The sequence below is a fragment of the Antribacter soli genome (assembly GCF_021568775.1).
GTDB classification, from domain to species: Bacteria; Actinomycetota; Actinomycetes; order Actinomycetales; family Cellulomonadaceae; genus Antribacter; species Antribacter soli.
This window is the reverse complement of the sequence record NZ_JAKGSG010000036.1, coordinates 43737-61788: the sequence shown is the minus strand read 5'-3', so window position 1 is coordinate 61788 and position 18052 is coordinate 43737. Positions and strand designations below refer to the sequence as shown.

Below are 18052 nucleotides of genomic sequence, written 5' to 3'. Positions count from 1 at the left end.
TTGCCCCGACCTACCGCAGCGGCGCAGTCCTGCGAGCGATCTCCCCTCTGGCTCAATCGGTTGGGCGCCGAGCCCGAGCACGGCAGTGCTTCCCGAGTGGGCCGCCACCGTGCCCCCAGGGGGGCTGATTTCACCCGTCGGCGCGGTCTGAGGGCTTTTTCTGGAGTGTTAAATTTCGCCTGCTCTGGGGCGTTCCTGGGCGTTGGAGGAATGTCTGATGGGCTGGTCGTCGCGCGCCGGCGCCCGCGTGGTTGCGGGTGTCGTTGCTCTGATCGTGGTGTCGGGTGGTTCGGCGTGGGCGTCGCCGACGTCGCCGGCACCTGCGGAGGCAGGTGTCACGCTGGCCGAGCCGGTGGACACGTCGGGGATGGATCGCACGCAGGACGGGTACCTGTTCGCGTCTGACGGTGGCAGGGCTGCTGCTCTGGCGGTGGCGACGGGCGAGCCGGTCGAGGACTTGTCCTCCCGGGGGGAGTCGGGGGAGACCTTGTGGCTCCCGGACGGCACGATCGCGCTGGGACAGTCGAGCGGCCCGCGCTGGCTGCAGACCGGCGGTGACGGTACGGCGCTGGAGGACTGGGCGCCGGTGGACACCACGCTGGTGTTCGACGACGGCCTGGTCCGCCCGGTGGCGGTACCGGGTGACGTGGTGATCTCTGCCGGAGGTGCGGGTGATGCGACGTCGCCGCAGTCGTTGGTCGAGCTCACGGCACAGGATGGGACTCGGCAGTCGCTCGGCTGGGAGGGTGACCTTCCCACGCCGGTGCTGGACGGTCCGCGTGCGACGTGGCAGGACGCCGCCGGCGTGGGCGTCGATGTGGTGGTCGAGGTCAACACCTCGGGCGCAGAGGTCTTCTTCGTGATCGCGCAGGCTCCGGCGTCCGAGGTCGAGCTGCCTGTTCAGGTCGCCTCTGAGGGCGGGGTCCGGTTCGACGGCGCGGGCGGGCTGGAGCTGCTGGGCAGCGACGGGGCCACTGCGGCGAGCGTCGTGCCGGAGCCGATGATGTGGGACGCGGTGGCAGACGGCGACCGCTTGCACCCGGTTGCCCAGGACTGGGTGGCCGGAACGCGCGAGCGCACGCCGCTGCCGCCGGCGGGCTGGGGCGGGGTCAGCGACGCGGCGCTCGAGCGGGTCGAGGCCGCTTCGGTGTATCGCTCGGCGGTCGCTGACGAGCCGTTCGAGGCTCCGAGCCTGTCTGAGCCTGAGTCGTTCGCCGCGCCGTCGCTGCTCACCTCGACGGCCTCGGAGTCCGAGGCCGCTCCCGAGGCGGCGGGCACCGATGAGGTGGACCCGCGGGTCGCGGCTGCGGCGAGCTCGCCGGAGCCGGAGTCGGACCGGCAGTTCCCGGTTGGGGTAGAGCTGCAACCCGTGACGGCCGGCGCCGGCGTGGGCGAAACAGCGGCGATGGCGGAGTCGTCGATGTCCGTCGAGGAGCCGACCTCCGAGACGGTGGCGGCCGCTGTGGTCGCGGATCATCCGCAGGCGGTGCGGATGGTGCTGCGTCCGGACATGGGTTTCCTGAGCGATCCGGACACGGTGTACCCGGTGATCGTGGACCCGGAGCTGAGCCGAGCCGGGTTCGATACCTGGGTCCAGTCGGACTCGACGGTGGACAAGTCGAACGATGCGGAGCTGCGCCTGGGGACGTTCAACGGAAGCACCGTGGCGCGGTCGTTCCTCCAGTTCCAGACCGCGGAATTCGCTGGCCGCGTCATCCTTGATGCGCACATCGGCCTGTGGGCGAACTGGTCCTACTCGTGCGAGGCACGTGGCTGGGAGTTCTGGCACACCGGAGGCGTCGGTACGGGGACACGCTGGAACGCTCAGCCGGGCTGGCTGTCGTATCAGAGCACCTCGTACGACACGAGGGGGCACGACGGCGCGTGCGGTGCGGGTTGGGTGGGCATCTCAGCTCGTTCCCAGATCCAGTGGGCGTCCGACCACGCCGACCCGCAGATAACCTTCGGCCTCAAGGCGTCCAACGAAGGGGACATGTACGGCTGGAAGAAGTTCAACAGCGGCAACGCTGGGTCCGGTCAGCCGTACCTGTGGCTGAACGTCGAAGACAAGGCGCCGGGCCTGCCGTGGGGCATCAAGGTGACAAGCCCGAACGAGATCCCGTGCGTGGTGACCCAGCCGTATCCGAAGCTGCGGTCGACGCCGACGATCTACTGGCGGGTGGACGACCCGGACGATGAGTCGGTTGCGGCGAACCTGGACATCGTCAACCTCGACACGGGGGGGTTCGCGTGGGATGCCTGGGACGGGGACGGGACCCAGGCGAGCCGTCCCGAGAGCTCCAACAACGAGTTCAATGTTCCGGTTCCGGTGGGCAAGCTGACGCCAAACGGGAGGTATGAGTTCCGCACCGGTGGCCAGGATGCCGACAGCGGGGCTTTTGGTCCGATGACGGGCTGTCGTTTCGTGTTTGACCCGGTGGCGCCCGAACCGCCGACGGTGACCTCGTCGAACTATCCGGCGACGGAGGCTGGCGGTGTCGGGGTCGTGGGCAAGTTCACGTTCACGCCCGCAACGTCGGACACGGACGTCGCGCGCTATGCGTGGGGCTTTGACGACCCCGCGATGGGCAGTGGCTACCACACCGCGGCCGACATGTCGCTGGACATCTGGTGGGCCCCGCAGACCGCCGGACCGCACTACCTGTACGTGCAGGCGATCGACGACGCAGGCAATGCGTCCTTGCCTACGACGTACAAGTTCGACGTGGCCGAGGCGGTCGAGGACGGCGCGTGGACCTTCGACGACCAGGCCGCGCCCTACCACGACACCTCGGGCAGGGGAGCGTTGCCGTTGGTGCCGTCGGGTGGTGCGCCCGCGCGTGAGCAAGGTGCGTTGACGGAGTTCGGGGCGCGCACCGGTGACCTGGCGTTCTCCTCGGACGGTGACGACTGGGCGGCCACTTCAGGTCCGGTCATCGATACGCGAGAGAGCTTTGTGGTCTCAGCGCGGGTCCGGCTCGATCCGGCCGCGGTGGGCACGGGCAGGTTCGCCACTGCCGTGGGGCAGGACGGGCTGAACGTGTCCGGGTTCGAGCTGGGGTACCGGGACCGGGACTGCCCGGCCGGCGCTGACGGGCCGGGTTGCTGGTCGTTCACGATGTTCGACGCAGACGTGGTTGGTACGTCGGTACAGGCGAACGCCGAGGACAAGGTCAACCCTGGAACGTGGGTGCAGCTGGTGGCGGTGCACGACGCCGGGGCGGATGAGATCTCGTTGCGGGTGTGTGATGTGGGTATCGCCGAGGCACCCGGGACAGCGATCCCCGGGGCGGCGGCAACCACCCACTACACCTCGTCGTGGTACTCGCCCGGTGGTCTGACGGTCGGGCGGCACAAGCAGGCGGACGGGAACTGGCACGGCCTGGTCGATGACGTGCGCGTCTTCACCGGTGAGGTCGTCGGACCGGCGAAGATCCGAAGGCTGTGCCAGGGCGCTGAGGCGACGGACTTCGCGGCCGATCCTGCTACGGGCTTCGCCCCGCTGGATCCCACCGTCAAGGACTCGGTGGAGCAGGCGCCGACCGCCCCGTTCGGCCCGGTGGAGTCGTTGTGGACGACGTCGGACACTCCCGCGGTGGTCAACGAGGCGACCTCGCGCCAGATCACTGTGGGGACGCGGGTGAAGGTGGCCGCGCCTGGACTTGTGACGGGCATCCGGTTCTACAAGGGCTCGCAGAACACGGGAACGCACACCGGGTACCTGTGGACTGCGGGAGGGACGCTGCTCGCGTCGGGCACGTTCACCGGTGAGACGGCTTCGGGGTGGCAGACGCTCACGTTCGCCGACCCTGTGGCGGTCAGTTCCGGCGCCGAGCTGATCGTGGGTTACCACGCACCGGTTGGCCGGTACTCCACGAACTACAACGGCATGGCCACGTCTCGGACGCGTGGGGCGTTGACGACTCCCGCGCCCGGTGGGGTCTATGTCTGGGACCAGGCCGGGTTCCCGACCGAGAGCACAACGGACGGCTTCTGGGTGGACGTTCTCTTCACCCCGGCACAGTCATGAGCGGCATCCTCGGCGGGGCCCGCGCTCCCCGCGACCCTCGAAGCGACAGCAAGATGGGCCCCGCCGCGCCGCGTGCAGGCCAGAACGGAATGCTCGTGACGCGCAGCTGGAACAAGACCTCAGCCCGTAGCCGTTGGTCGCTGTCCGCCCGTGCGCGGCGGGCGTGGGCGGGCACGGTTGCTGGGCTCGTGGTGGTCGTGCTCGGCACGGACCCAGCCGCGGCCGCGCCGGTCACGGTGCAGATCCTGGCCGCCCAGGAGTCGCTGCTGGACGCGCTCGAGGATCGCGGAGCGAACCTTGCCGAGGCGATCGCTGAGCTGATCATGCCGGAGCAGGTTGACGCGACAGCCGTTGTCGCGACGGCCGAGCCGGTCCCGCAGGTCACGGTCCCGCCGGTCCCGACGGCGACGTTTCCCACCGAGGGTGTGGTGATCGTCGACGTCGGCGAGTCCGGCGGGACGTCGACCGTGGGCGGCCTGGAGCTGGAGGTCGCGCCCGTGCCCGGGGAGCCCGCGCCGTCGACCCTGCAGATCGAGGTGGCCGACCAGGTCTCGGCGCAGGCGTCGGGCGTAGGTGTCCTTCTGGACCTGACCGACCTGAGCGCGCAGCCGGAGGCTTCCAGCTCGCAGCAGGTCGCCAGCGCCGACGGGGCGGCGATGACGGCGGAGCCCGAGCCCAGCGTCGAGTCGTCGTCGATCACCCTCAGCGTCCCCTACTCCCAGTACGCGCAGGCGTTCGGCGGCGGATTCGGCTCACGCCTGGCACTGGTGAGCGTGCCCGAGTGCGCGGCAACGACCCCCGACGCTCCGGAGTGTGCGCTGGTCCCGCTGGAGACGTCCGTCAACGACCCGGCGGCGCAGAAGGTGACGGCCACCGTCGAGCTGCCCGCCGGCGGCGCGTCCGTCGAGGGGGCGACGTTCACGTCGTCGACCAGCGAGCTGTCTGCCACCGAAGAGCCCTCGATCATGCAGGCCACCACCAGCGAGTCGGGCTCGGGTACGGACATCGGGTTGGCACCGGTGAATTCCGGGTCGGCCGGCGACTGGGGTGCATCACCCTTGTCACCGTCCGCGTCGTGGAACGCAGGCGGCGCGACCGGCGACTTCTCCTGGTCCTACCCGATCCAGGTCCCGGCCCCGCCGGCGGGCCCGGCACCGTCGCTGGCGCTGTCGTACTCCTCGGCGGGGCTGGACGCCCGGTCTCCGGGGTCCAATCCGCAGGCGTCCTGGGTCGGGGACGGGTGGGACCTGACCACCGGGTTCGTCGAACGGTCCTACGTCCCGTGCTCGCAGGACACCGACGCGGTCGCCGGACAGGTGCCGAACAACGCCGCCAAGAAGACCGGTGACCTGTGCTGGGGCCTGGACAACGCGAACCTGGTGTTCGACGGTCACGCCCTGCAGCTGTTCAAGGACGACGCCGACGTGTGGCGGGTCAAGGACGAGGACGGCACCAAGGTCCAGCACCTGAACGGTGCGAGCAACGGTGACGGGGGAGGCGCGGTCGACGGCGTCGGTGAACACTGGGTCGTCACCACGACGGACGGGACGGTGTACACGTTCGGCGCGTCGACCGAGTCGACGTGGACGGTGCCGGTGTACGGCAACCACCCGGGTGAGCCGGGCCATGTCGCGGCGTTCACCGGCTCGGACCAGGTCCAGGCGTGGCGGTGGCTGCTGGAGTCCGTGCGGGACACCTCGGGCAACGTGATGCGGTACCACTACCAGGCCGAGAAGAACTACTACGCCTCGGGTGGTGGTGAGGACGGCGTCAAGGAGTACACGCGCGGCGGGTACCCGACGAGCATCGAGTACGGCCTGCGCGAGGGTGTCACCACCGCCCCGTACAGGGTCGAGTTCGCTACGGCTCAGCGGTGCATGCCCACCGGCGGCCACCCGTGCGGCCTGGTGGACCTGAAGAACCCGCAGGCCGCGGCGTGGTTCGACACGCCCCTGGACCTGGTGTGCGACTCGTCCACGTCCTGCCCGCGGGTGCAGACCCCGGCGTTCTTCACCACCCAGCGCCTGACCACGATCGCCACGACGGTGCACACCGGCGGGGACTACAAGCCCGTCGACATCTGGTCCCTGGCGCAGGAGTTCCGCGACCCGGGCGACACCCTCGGCTACACGCTGTGGCTGTCCTCGATCACCCGCAAGGCCGCTAACGGCACGGTCGATACCGGGGACGACTTCGCCCTGGATCCGGTGTGGTTCACCGGTGATCCCCTCCAGAACCGGGTCGCTTCGGGCACCCTCGGGCGCCCGGCCCTGAACCGGTACCGGGTCGAGGGCATCCACACCGAGACCGGCGCGACGATCTCGATCAGCTACGAGCTGCCCGACGCGCACAAGTGCACCGCCGAGCCGACGTCACCCGAGGGCAACCGCAAGCTGTGCTTCCCCGTGGAGTGGCAGGAGCCGGACGGCAAGGAGGTCGTGGGGTACTTCCACAAGTACGTCGTCACCCAGGTCACCCAGACCCCGAACGCCATCTCCGAGGCAGTCGGGATCCAGACCAACTACGTCTACGACGCCAACGGGCCGTACTGGGGCAAGACCGACAGCCCCCTGACCAGGATCACCGACCGCACCTGGTCTGAGCTGCGCGGCTTCCCGACGGTGACGACCTTCACCGGGGCAGCCCATGAGGTCGGCCAGGAGAAGACCGAAACCAAGTACTACCTCGGGATCGACGCCAGGACGCTCGACGCCGACCTCGACGGCACCGGTGGGCAGCCGGCCGTGTCCCCGACCGATAAGCCTCGGCTTGCCGGTCAGCCCTTCCAGACCACGACCTACGACGGCGCCAACCCGGTCTCGACGACGGTCACCGTTCCTCAGGTCGCCGAGACCGGACGCAAGAGCGACCCCTACCTGACCGACGACGTCGACCCGACGGTCGTCGCCACCCGCATCACCGGCACCGAGACGACCGGTGCGGTGTACGGCAGGGACGGGGCCGCGGACGCGGTCACCCGCACGGTGACGACTATGGACGAGTACGGGCAGGTGACCCAGGTCGCCGACTCCGGTGACCTCGCCACCGGTGATGACGACCTGTGCACGACGGTCACCTACGACCGGCGCGACGCGCTGGCCACCCGTCACGTGATGGGTGCGGCGAACCGCACCACGACCGTGTCGACGCCGTGCGGTGCCGGCCCGGCGCTTCCCGGGGACCTGGTCACCGTGCAGGGAGCAGAGTTCGACAACTCCGGGCGCCCGACCAAGTCGCTGTCTCTTCACCCGGACACACCCCTGGGACCGGACGGTCAGCCGAACCTGCTCACCGTGTCCACGGTCATCTACGACGACCTCGGCCGCCCCATCGAGAACACCGACGTCCTGAACAGGATCACCAGGACGACGTTCGACCCGCAGGGTGCGGGCGTGCCGGCCTCGGTCACCACGACCTCACCCGACCCGGACGGGACAGGCCCGGTCGAGAAGTCCGTGACCACGACGCAGCTCGACCCGCTGCGCGGTGTCCCGGTGAAGGTGACCGACCCGAACGGCAAGATCACCACCGCGAGCTATGACAAGGTTGGCCGCCTGACCGAGGTGTGGCTGCCCGAACGGCAGGGCAAGAGCCCAAGCCTCATGCACGAGTACTCCCTGTCCGCCACGGGCATCAACGCGGTGGTCACCAAGACCCTCGGCGCGGACGGGTCCACCTACCACTCCTCGGCGTCGATCTACGACGGCCTCGGGCGCGTGGTCCAGTCGCAGGCCGAGTCCGCCGACGCCAAGCACCGGGTCTACGACGGCAACAAGAACCTGCTCGAGACCGGCCTGCTCGCCACCGACACCACGTTCGACACCGCGGGCCGTCCGATCGCCACGACCAGCCCCTGGTACGCCCACGGGACACCGTCGGCGCACCTGTTCCAGCCGACCGAGCAGGCACCGGCCACGACCCAGGTCACCTACGACGGTGCCGGACGGGCGACCGTGGAGCGGTTCTTCGTCGGCAACCCGGAGGACCCCACCGCCGCCCGGACAGAGAAGTGGCGTACCACCACCGAGTACGACGGCCTCACCACGACCGTGGTCCCGCCCGACGGCGGCACGCCGACCGCCAGCACCATCGACGCGCGGGGGCGGACCACGACCCTGACCCAGTACCTGCGTGACCCCGTCGCGAATGCCGGCGCCCGCACCGCGGCAGATGTGCGGCAGCTGGCAACGCAGGTCACCTCCTACCGGCACGACGTGGCCGGTCGCCTGACCGGCATGACGGACGCGGCCGGGTCGGTCTGGTCCTACTCCTACGACTGGGCCGGACGGCAGACGCGCGCCGTCGACCCCGATGCCGGGACGACGACGACCAGCTACGACCTGGCAGGACAGGTCACCACCGCCACCAACGGTGCGGGGCAAACCCTGGCCTACACCTACGACCAGCTCGGGCGGCGCACGACCGTCCGCGACGGGTCCGTGACCGGGCCCGTGCGGGCCAGGTGGGTCTACGACCAGCTCACCGACGCCGCCGGCGTCCCCCTGACCGGCACGTCGGCGGTCACGGTCAAGGGGCAGACCACCGCCTCCCTGCGGTTCCTCACCCCCACGACCACGCCCGAGGACACCACGACGGCGTATGTCACCTCCACCACCGGGTACGACGCCGCCTACCGGCCCACCGGGACCACGACCCGGCTCGGTACCGACGCGCGCCTGGGCGCCCTGTCCGGGGACACCTACACCACCGGTTACGAGTACACCCCCGGTGGAACGCTCACCAGGACGATCCTCCCCGCGATCACCAGTTCGACCGGGGTCCAGGTCCTGGGCAAGGAGACCGTCACCACCACCTACGACACCGCCTCACAGCCGTCGTGGCTGTCCGGCGGGTTCGGCTGGGGCACCTACGTCGCCGACTCCAGGACCGACGCCTACGGGCGCACCGCCGCACTGGACCTCGGCACCACCTACGGCGCCGTCGTCAGCTACCAGTACGAGCACGGCACCGCACGCCTGACCAACATCGCGCTCGACCGCGAGCGGATCAACTACACCGACCTGAACGTCACCTACGCCTATGACCAGGCCGGCAACGTCACCTCGATCAAGGACCAGCCCGGCAACCCGGCCCTGGCGGGGCCGACGCACGAGGACAACCAGTGCTTTACCTACGACGCCCTGCGCCGCCTGACCCAGGCACACACCGCAGTGTCCGGCGCTTGCCCGACCGGCAGCCCGACGCCCGCGAGCGTGGGTGGCGCGGCGCCCTACTGGGCCGAGTACGGCTACGACGCGGCCGGGAACCGGACCGGCCAGAAGGTCCACGCCACCGACGGCACCACCAACACGACCCTGACCCAGTACCAGCTCGGAGACGGGCTCAATACTGCGGACAACGCGGGACCGCACGCCGTGGTCGGAACCACGACCAAGGCGTTCCCCACCGCCGACACCACCGGCACCCCGACCAGCACGACCACGGCCGCATACACCTACGACGACACCGGGCGAACCCTCACCCGCCCCGGCGCCGCGCAGGCAGACCAGACCCTGACCTGGGACCCCGAGTCCGAGCTCACAAGCCTGACCGCGAACGACGGCGCACGCGAGTTCGTCTACACCGCCGACGGAAACCGCATCGCCCGCTTCAACGGCAACACCGTCTCAGTCACCCTGCACGACGGCACCGAACTCACCCTCGAGAAGACCAGCGGCACCCTGACCGCCCAGCGGTGCTACACCTTCAAAGGCCAGACCGTCGCCGTCCGCACCAAGGCCGGCCTGGGCGGCGTCACCTCCCTGGTCAACGACCACCACGGCACCACCATCGCGTCGGTGGCCAACACCATCTGGACCACCACCAGCGTCCAGCGCACCTACACCGACCCCTTCGGCCAGCTCCGCGGCGGCACCCGCCCACCCGGCGCCAACGACGGCTTCCTCGGCAAACAGCACGACAGCACCGGCCTCACCCTCATCGGCGCCCGCTTCTACGACGAGACCCTCGGCCGATTCGCCACCGTCGACCCCGTGATGGACCTCGCTGACCCGCAACAGTGGAACGCCTACGCCTACTCCAACAACAATCCGCTGACCTGGAGCGACCCGACGGGTCTCTACGCGGGGGCGATGATCGAGGACGGCGGTGTTGCCTGGGGGTCTACCAAGGCCGCCGGAGCGGGGACAGCGGCGCGGGCTGATTCGCCTTCCAAGGCAGTTGCGACGGCGACAAAGGAGACCAACACACCAGCAAATCCCCTCTTTCTAGACGGAGGGCCAGTAGACGACCGGATAAACGAAACCATCAAGCTCACGGCCGAGATCGGTGCAGCGATCGCAGCATCGTGCATCAGCGGATGGGCCTCTGCCGGTCACTGTGCACTCGACGGCGCAGGCTTCGTCCCCGGTTACGGTGAGGCGGCCGACCTTGCCAACTGCGCCTGGTACGCCTCTGCAGGCGAGGCCGCGAATGCAGGTCTCTCATGCATCGGCGCCGTACCGGGAGTGATTGGCTGGACGGCAACCGGCGTCAAGCTCGCTGGGAACGCTGGAGTGCTCGATGAGGCACTCGCTGCGGTTGCACGCGCATGCAAGACCGGGACCTGCGGGATTCCGGGTGGGACGTGCTTTGTCGCGGGCACACTGATCCTCACAGAGGACGGCCGGAAGCCAATCGAGGAGATCGAAGTTGGCGACAAGGTCTGGGCCAAAGACTTCGAAACCGGCGAGGACGTCCTACGCACGGTCGACAAGACCTACATCCGGCATGTGGAGACGCTCTTTGAGCTGACGATCGACGGCGAAGTCCTCACCACGACGGCCGAGCACCCGTTCTGGGTCGAGGGACGGGGCTGGGTCGACGCCGTAGACCTCACCGTCGGTGACCTGCTCGTCACGCCCGAGAGCAGGGCCGTCGTTGAGGCGATTGCCGTCGAGCCGCAGGGCGAGCCGGTCACGGTCTACAACTTCCGCGTCGAGGGCCTGCACAACTACTATGCTCTGGCGGGCGGCACCCCGGTTCTGGTCCACAACGCTGACTACAGCGGGGTGACGCACTTCGCGGATGGCGACATCTTTGCGCACAGCCTGCGGACGGGCGGCGGGGAACTGGAATTGATGGCGCAGGTTCGCGTGGCGGGAAGCACGCTTTACCTTGATGACCTGTCGGTTTTCGCCGCAGGCGGGAATGCGCTGGAACGCGTCCCGATGGGCCCAGTTGCCGTGGGAGCGCTCAGGAACGACATCCTCGACATGGCCCGAGAGCAGGGATTCTCTCGCGTCGAGATCTCCTACGTGCGGTTCTTCGAGAACGGGACCGTTCGGCGCCCTGGACGAGTCGGATTCGACGTGGAGTGAGCATGAAGACACGAGAAGAACTCGATGAACTAGCGCAGGGTCTGCGGGAGCGTGTTGCCGCAGGAGAGGGGCTTGATCCGGCAACAGAAGCGCTACGGCTGCGAGGTTCAGGGCTCTCGGTGGTCGAGACCGGAGTCATCCTCGCCAAGGGCCTTGCTATGCGCTTGGCCGATGCGCAGGAACTGTTGGTCCGGCTCGCTGCTTCCGGCGAGGACCGGTTCCGCTGAGCCAACTCGAACGCCCTCGCGACTGCCTGCAGTCGCGAGGCGTACAGCCCGGCCGTGAGCAGATCCAGGTCGGCGAACAGCGGGAACCCGCCCGTCGAAGCCTCGTGACGCACCAGGTGCATCCCCAAGAACCGCGGCGGAACGGGCAGCGAGGACCGGTCCGTGTGCACGCCCAGCGCCCGTACCGTGAAGCCCGCACCCGGCTCACCCCGCCGCCGCGAAGGGCTGATCGTGGTTCGTCCGTCCGCATCCCCGTCGGGGTGTGGGTAGACCCGACCCAGCCCGGAGATGATCCCCGCGAACTGCGACGCAGTGACCTGGGGCAGGACGACGAGCCCACGGTCCCTCACCCGAGCGGCAACATGACGCATCTACCAACGGCCCCCCGACCTGTGGCGCTGCTAACTGCAAGAACAGCCCGACCAGCGTAGGCGAGTCGGCGCCGAAGCGAAATGAGCTCCATGCGGGTTTCACCCGGTTCGCCGGGTGGCGGCCAGCCTAACTCGTCTCGACGTCTAGTCTGAGGCGCGCGGAGCCAGTGTGATGACCGGCGTTGCCGCAGGTCAGGCGGCAATTCGTGCAACGACGCCTAGCAACGCCGCAGGTCAGGGCCTATTTCGTGCAGCGGGCACTCCCAGGCCCTCGCGGAGGCCTCGACCGCTGCACGTCTACTGCACGCTTTGGTACGGTGAGGTACGTCCAGCGACGTCTGGATACGGGAGTCCCGGGAATCCGCCCAGGCCTCTGACCAGCCAGAATGCCGAAGACCTGGTCCGACGCGAGCCGTCCGAGAACCTAGACGGAGAAGTACTTAGCCTCCGGGTGGTGGAACACAAAGGCATCGGTCGACTGCTCCGGGTGCAGCTGCAGCTCCTCGGACAGGGTCACGCCGACGCGCTCCGGCCGGAGCAGCGCGACGACCTTGTGCCGGTCCTCCATCTCGGGACACGCGGGGTAGCCGAGCGAGAACCGCGCGCCCCGGTAGTCGAGCTTGAACATGCCCTCGATGTCCGCGGGGTCCTCGTCGCCGAACCCGAGCTCGCCGCGGACCCGCGTGTGCCACATCTCCGCCAGCGCCTCGGTGAGCTGGACGGACAGGCCGTGCAGCTCCATGTACTCGCGGTACTTGTTCTCCTCGAACAGCCGCGCGGTGTGCGCCGCGACGGTGTCGCCCACCGTCACGAGCTGCACCGGGAGCACGTCGAACCGTCCGGTCTCCTCGACCCAGGAGCGGGGCTTGACGAAGTCCGCGAGACACAGGTGCCGGTCGCGGCGCTGCCGCGGGAAGTGGAAGCGGAGCCGCTCGGTGCCGTAGGGCCCGCCGGAGCCGCCGTCGGGCCCCTCGTGGTGCGCGACGACGACGTCGTCGCCCTCCGACCACACCGGGAAGTACCCGTACACGACCGACGGGTCGAGGATGTGCTCGGTGCGGATCCGGTCGAGCCACTCCTTGAGCCGCGGGCGGCCCTCGGTCTCGACGAGCTCCTCGTACGAGGCTCCGTCGTCCCCGCGCCCCGGCTTCAGCCCCCACTGACCCATGAACGTCGCCCGCTCGTCGAGGAACGCCGCGTAGTCCGCGAGCTGGAGGCCCTTGACGATGCGGGTGCCCCAGAACGGCGGGGTGGGGACGGGGTTGTCGGCCGCGACGTCGGACCGAGCAGGCAGGTCCTCCTCGGCGGTCTGGGTGACCGTGACGACCGCGTGCCGCCGCTTCTTCAGCGGGGGCAGCCCCACCGAATCGGGCGAGGCCCCGCGAGCGACCTTGACCAGCGGCTCCATGAGCCGCAGGCCCTCGAACGCGTCGCGCGCGTAGCGGACCGTCCCGGGGAACATCGACGCGAGGTCGTCCTCCACGTACGTGCGGGTCAGCGCGGCGCCGCCAAGGAGCACGGGCCAGCGCCCCGCGAGACCGCGCGACGTGAGCTCCTCGAGGTTCTCCTTCATCACCACCGTGGACTTCACGAGCAGCCCGGACATGCCGATCACGTCGGCCCGGTGCTCCTCGGCGGCCCCGATCATGGCGCCGATCGTCTGCTTGATGCCGATGTTCACCACGGTGTAGCCGTTGTTGGTGAGGATGATGTCGACGAGGTTCTTGCCGATGTCGTGGACGTCGCCGCGGACCGTCGCCAGCACGATCGTGCCCTTGGACCCCGTCTCGCCCTCGACCCGCTCCATGTGCGGCTCCAGCAGCGCGACCGCACCCTTCATGACCTCGGCGGACTGCAGCACGAACGGGAGCTGCATCTGGCCGGACCCGAACAGCTCGCCCACGACCTTCATGCCCTCGAGCAGGTGGTCGTTGACGATCTTCAGGGCCGGGATCCCGGAGGCCAGCGCCTCGTCGATGTCGCCCTCGAGGCCCTTGCGGGCGCCGTCGACGATGCGCCGGGCGAGGCGCTCGCCCACGGGCAGCTCGGCCAGCTCGGCGGCCCGCGCGTCGCGGATCGCCGCGGAGTCGACGCCCTCGAACAACTCGAGCAGGCGGGACAGCGGGTCGTAGGTGACGTTGCCCTCGGCGTCCCGCTCCCGGCGGTCCAGGACCAGGTCGAGCGCGACCTGCCGCTGCTCGTCCGGGATGGACGAAAGGGGCAGGATCTTCGCCGCGTGCACGATCGCCGAGTCCAGCCCGGCCTCCACCGCCTCGTGCAGGAACACCGAGTTGAGCACGGTCCGCGCCGCGGGGTTGAGGCCGAACGACACGTTCGAGACCCCGAGGGTCGTGTGGACGCCGGGGTAGCGCCGGTTGATCTCGCGGATCGCCTCGAGCGTCTCGATCGCGTCGCGCCGCGTCTCCTCCTGGCCGGTGGCGATGGGGAACGTCAGGGCGTCGACGATGATGTCGTCGACCCGCATGCCCCAGTCACGCGTGAGGGTGTCGATGAGCCGGGACGCGATCGCCACCTTCGAGGCCGCGGTGCGCGCCTGGCCCTCCTCGTCGATGGTGAGGGCCACCACGGCGGCGCCGTGCTCCACGACCAGCGGCATGATGCGGGCGAACCGCGACATCGGGCCGTCGCCGTCCTCGAAGTTCACGGAGTTGACGACAGCGCGCCCGCCGACGAGCTCGAGGCCCGCCTGGATGACCGCCGGCTCGGTCGAGTCGATGACCAGCGGCAGGGTCGAGGCCGACGCGAGCCGCGACACGACCTCACGCACGTCCGCGACGCCGTCGCGCCCCACGTAGTCGACGCAGACGTCGAGCAGGTGGGCGCCGTCGCGCGTCTGGGCGCGGGCGATCTCGACGACCTCGTCCCAGTTCCCCGCGAGCATCGCATCGCGGAACGCGCGGGAGCCGTTGGCGTTGGTGCGCTCGCCGATCGCGAGGAACGACGCGTCCTGGTGCAGGTCCGTGTGGGAGTAGAGCGACGCGACGCCGTTCTCGCGGACCGGGTGCCGCTCGGTGACGGACCGGCCGCGCACCGCCTCCACGACGAGACGCAGGTGCTCGGGCGTGGTGCCGCAGCAACCGCCCACGAGCCCCAGCCCGAACTCGCCGGCGAACTGCGCGTGCGCCGCCGCCAGCTCGTCGGGGGTCAGCGGGTACGACGCCCCGTTCGGCCCCAGCACGGGCAGGCCGGCGTTCGGCATGCACGTCACCGGCACCTCGGCGTGGTGCGCGAGGTGGCGCAGGTGCTCGCTCATCAGGTCCGGCCCCGTGGCGCAGTTCAGCCCGATCGCGTCGATCCCGAGCGCCTGCAGGGTCGTCAGCGCCGCGCCGATCTCGGAGCCCATGAGCATGGTGCCCGTGGTCTCGACGGTCACCGACACGATGACCGGCACCTTTCGCCCGACCTCGGCCATCGCCTCGCGCGACCCGGTCACTGCGGCCTTCGCCTGCAGCAGGTCCTGGCTGGTCTCGACGAGGACGGCGTCGACGCCGCCGTCGAGCAGCCCGACCACCTGCTCGCGGAACGTGTCCTTGAGGTTCGCGTAGGGGACGTGCCCCAGCGACGGCAGCTTGGTCCCGGGGCCCATCGAGCCCAGCACCCAGCGCGGGTGGTCGGGCGTGCTGAACGCGTCGGCGCGCTCGCGCGCGATCGCGGCGCCGGCGCGCGCCAGCTCGCGGATCCGGTGCTCGATCCCGTAGTCGGACAGGTTGGACCAGTTCGCGCCGAAGGTGTTCGTCTCGATCGCGTCCACGCCCACCGCGAGGTACGCGTCGTGCACTCCCGCGATGACGTCCGGGCGTGTCACGTTGAGGATCTCGTTGCAGCCCTCGTGCCCCTCGAAGTCCTCCAGCGAGGGGTCGGCAGCCTGGATCATCGTGCCCATCGCGCCGTCCGCGACGACCACCCGGTGGCGCATCGCGTCGAGCAGCGCGGCCGCGCGGGCGTCCGCGGCGGTCGCCGCGGAGGTGCCGGAGGGGATGGGGGCGTCGATCAGGGTCACGTTGGAAGCCTAATCGCGCTCACCAACACCCGCCGCGACGCCCACCAGGCGGTCTTTCACGGGGAAATTCCCCGTGCCCGACGGCGGTCGCTCGCCTAGCGTTGTCGGCATGTCCCACGTAGCGCCGCAGACCCTGGCCCCCATCGCGCAACGGGCGCAGGCGCCCGCGACCCTGCCCGTCCCGGAAGCCGGGGGTCTCACGTGGCGGCCCGCCACGTCGGCCGACGCCCCGGCGATGCTCGACCTCCAGAACACGATGTTCGAGGCCGACCGCGCACCGTACCGGTACACCCTCGCGGAGGTGCAGGACTGGTTCGGCGCCCCCTGGCGCGACCCGGCGACGGACAGCCTGCTGGGGCTCGACGCCGACGGCGTCCCGCGCGCGTTCGCGACCGTCGACTCGTTCCCTGGCGACACCCGCACCGTGCGCAGCTTCCTCGACGGCGGCGTGCACCCCGCGCGGCGCGGCGAAGGTATCGGACGGGAGGTCCTCGCCTGGTCGCTGGCCCGGGCCCGGCAGAAGCTCGCGGCGTCGGGCAAGGACCTGCCCGCCCGCATCCTCGTGTACGCAGAGGACGACGCCCCGCAGGCCGCCCACCGCCTCTACGAGCGGGCCGGGTTCCGCCCGGTGCGGTACTTCTCCGAGCTCCGGCGCGACCTGGCCGCGCCGATCCCCGAGCTCGAGCTCGACGGGTCGCTCCGGCTCGTGCCGTGGTCGGCCGAGCTCGACGACGCGGCGCGCCTCGCCCACAACGACTCCTTCCGGGATCACTGGGGCAGCGAGCCGCGCACCCCCGAGGCGTGGGTCCACGGCCGCAGCGAGTTCGCCCCGGAATGGTCGTTCCTCGTGGTCGACGAGGCCCCCGACGTCGCGGGGCTGCTCGCCGACCCGGAGACGGACCCGGAGACCGCGGCGGCCCTGCGCGCGGGGGCGCCCCTCGTCGTCGGGCACCAGCTGGCGGGCCGGTACTCGGAGGACTGGCCCGTGCACGGGTACACCTTCGGCTACACCGAGCTGCTCGGCGCGCGCCGCGCGTACCGCGGGCGCCGGATCGCCGTCGCGCTCCTCGCCCGGGCGATGCGCGCGTTCGCCGCCGACGGCATGCAGTACGCGAACCTCGACGTGGACACCGAGAACCCGTCCGGCGCCCACGGGCTGTACGCGTCCCTGGGCTACGAGAAGGTGCACGGCAACCGCGCATACGCGATCGAGCTCTGACCCGGCTGCGAGTCACCCGGGCCGCCGCAGCAGCGTCGCCATCGCGGCCCGGGCCGGCTCGGACGCGAACAGCCGGACGGACAGGTCCACGAGGTCGCCGGCCCGCTCGTCGAAGTGCCGCAGGACGTCGGCGTTGAGCACGCCCTTGGTCGCGGCGAGTCCCTGCGGGTCGCCCAGGGCCAGGTCGGCGAGCACCGCCGCGACGGCGTCGTCGAGCGCGTCCGGCGCGACGGCGGCGGTGACCAGGCCGCAGGCCGCTGCTTCGGCCGCGGTGAAGGGAGCCCCGGTCAGGAAGCGATGGGACGCGGCGCGCGGCGTCATCCGGGGGAGCACCGTCAGCGAGATCACGGCGGGCGCCAGCGCGAGGCGGGCCTCGGTGAACGCGTAGGTCACGGTGTCGGCGCTCAGGGCGACGTCACACGCGGCGACCAGCCCGATCCCGCCCGCCCGCACCGGCCCGTGCACGCGCGCCACCACGGGCTTGGGCAGCGCGAGGATCGTGCGCAGCAACCCGGCCAGCCGGTGCGTCGAGGCGGCGACGCCGTCGGCCAGCGCCTCGGCGAGATCCATGCCCGAGCAGAACGCCGGGCCGGCGCCCTGCAGCAGGACGGCGCGGACGTCGTCGGCCGCGGCGCGGTCGAACGCGGCCTGGAGCTCGTCGAGCAGCGCCGTCGAGAGCGCGTTGCGGTGCGGCGCGTCGAGCGTGACCCGGGCGTACGGCACGCCCGGGGCGCCGGGCGGCTCGGCGACGGCGACGTCGTACGCGACGTGGTCGGGCATCGGGATGCTCCTCTGCGTGGACTGCGCGCGGGTGGCTCGTGGGTGACTCGTCGGTCCGGACGCGTGGGTCCTGGCGGACCAGGTT

General features: G+C 70.4%; 6 protein-coding genes and 1 pseudogene. 4 read left to right on the top strand and 3 right to left on the bottom strand.

From position 1 onward, the window contains the following. Positions 1-217: 217 nt before the first annotated feature. The 3 genes from L1785_RS13505 to L1785_RS13495 all read left to right on the top strand — a co-directional run bounded on the left by L1785_RS13505 (position 218) and on the right by L1785_RS13495 (position 11576). Positions 218-4030 carry a DUF4082 domain-containing protein gene (locus L1785_RS13505; RefSeq protein WP_236089793.1) on the top strand — a complete coding sequence of 1271 codons (3813 nt, stop codon included), beginning with the start codon at positions 218-220 and terminating at the stop codon, positions 4028-4030. 95 nt (positions 4031-4125) lie between these two features. After that, on the top strand, positions 4126-11349 hold the full coding sequence (locus L1785_RS13500; RefSeq protein ID WP_236089792.1) for a polymorphic toxin-type HINT domain-containing protein: 7224 nt from the start codon (positions 4126-4128) through the stop codon (positions 11347-11349). A 2-nt stretch (positions 11350-11351) separates the two neighbouring features. Beyond that, positions 11352-11576 carry a hypothetical protein gene (locus L1785_RS13495; RefSeq protein WP_236089791.1) on the top strand — a complete coding sequence of 75 codons (225 nt, stop codon included), beginning with the start codon at positions 11352-11354 and terminating at the stop codon, positions 11574-11576. On the opposite strand, the pseudogene L1785_RS23395 reads toward L1785_RS13495, so the two are convergent. Beyond that, positions 11537-11947, bottom strand: a pseudogene (locus tag L1785_RS23395) (TauD/TfdA family dioxygenase); the annotation flags it as partial. The gene L1785_RS13495 and the pseudogene L1785_RS23395 overlap by 40 nt on opposite strands. A gap of 424 nt (positions 11948-12371) precedes the next feature. After that, the gene (gene metH / locus L1785_RS13490) at positions 12372-15884 is read right to left on the bottom strand and encodes a methionine synthase (protein ID WP_236089848.1); all 3513 of its coding nucleotides are present in this window, start codon (positions 15882-15884) and stop codon (positions 12372-12374) included. Between the two features lie 193 nt (positions 15885-16077). Between metH and L1785_RS13485 the strand changes: the two genes are divergently transcribed. Continuing rightward, complete coding sequence (locus tag L1785_RS13485) at positions 16078-17187, top strand: GNAT family N-acetyltransferase (protein ID WP_236089790.1); 1110 nt, start codon at positions 16078-16080, stop codon at positions 17185-17187. Positions 17188-17199: 12 nt separating this feature from the next. On the opposite strand, the gene L1785_RS13480 is transcribed toward L1785_RS13485, so the two are convergent. Beyond that, positions 17200-17967: an enoyl-CoA hydratase-related protein gene (locus L1785_RS13480; protein WP_236089789.1), complete on the bottom strand. Its 768-nt coding sequence runs from the start codon at positions 17965-17967 to the stop codon at positions 17200-17202. Positions 17968-18052 lie beyond the last annotated feature (85 nt).

Excerpts from the sequence above, each read along its gene's own strand:
- metH (WP_236089848.1), bottom strand. The coding sequence starts at position 15,884 with ATGCGCCACCGGGTGGTCGTCGCGGACGGCGCGATGGGCACGATGATC.
- L1785_RS13505 (WP_236089793.1), top strand. The coding sequence starts at position 218 with ATGGGCTGGTCGTCGCGCGCCGGCGCCCGCGTGGTTGCGGGTGTCGTT.
- L1785_RS13485 (WP_236089790.1), top strand. The coding sequence starts at position 16,078 with ATGTCCCACGTAGCGCCGCAGACCCTGGCCCCCATCGCGCAACGGGCG.
- L1785_RS13480 (WP_236089789.1), bottom strand. The coding sequence starts at position 17,967 with ATGCCCGACCACGTCGCGTACGACGTCGCCGTCGCCGAGCCGCCCGGC.
- L1785_RS13495 (WP_236089791.1), top strand. The coding sequence starts at position 11,352 with ATGAAGACACGAGAAGAACTCGATGAACTAGCGCAGGGTCTGCGGGAG.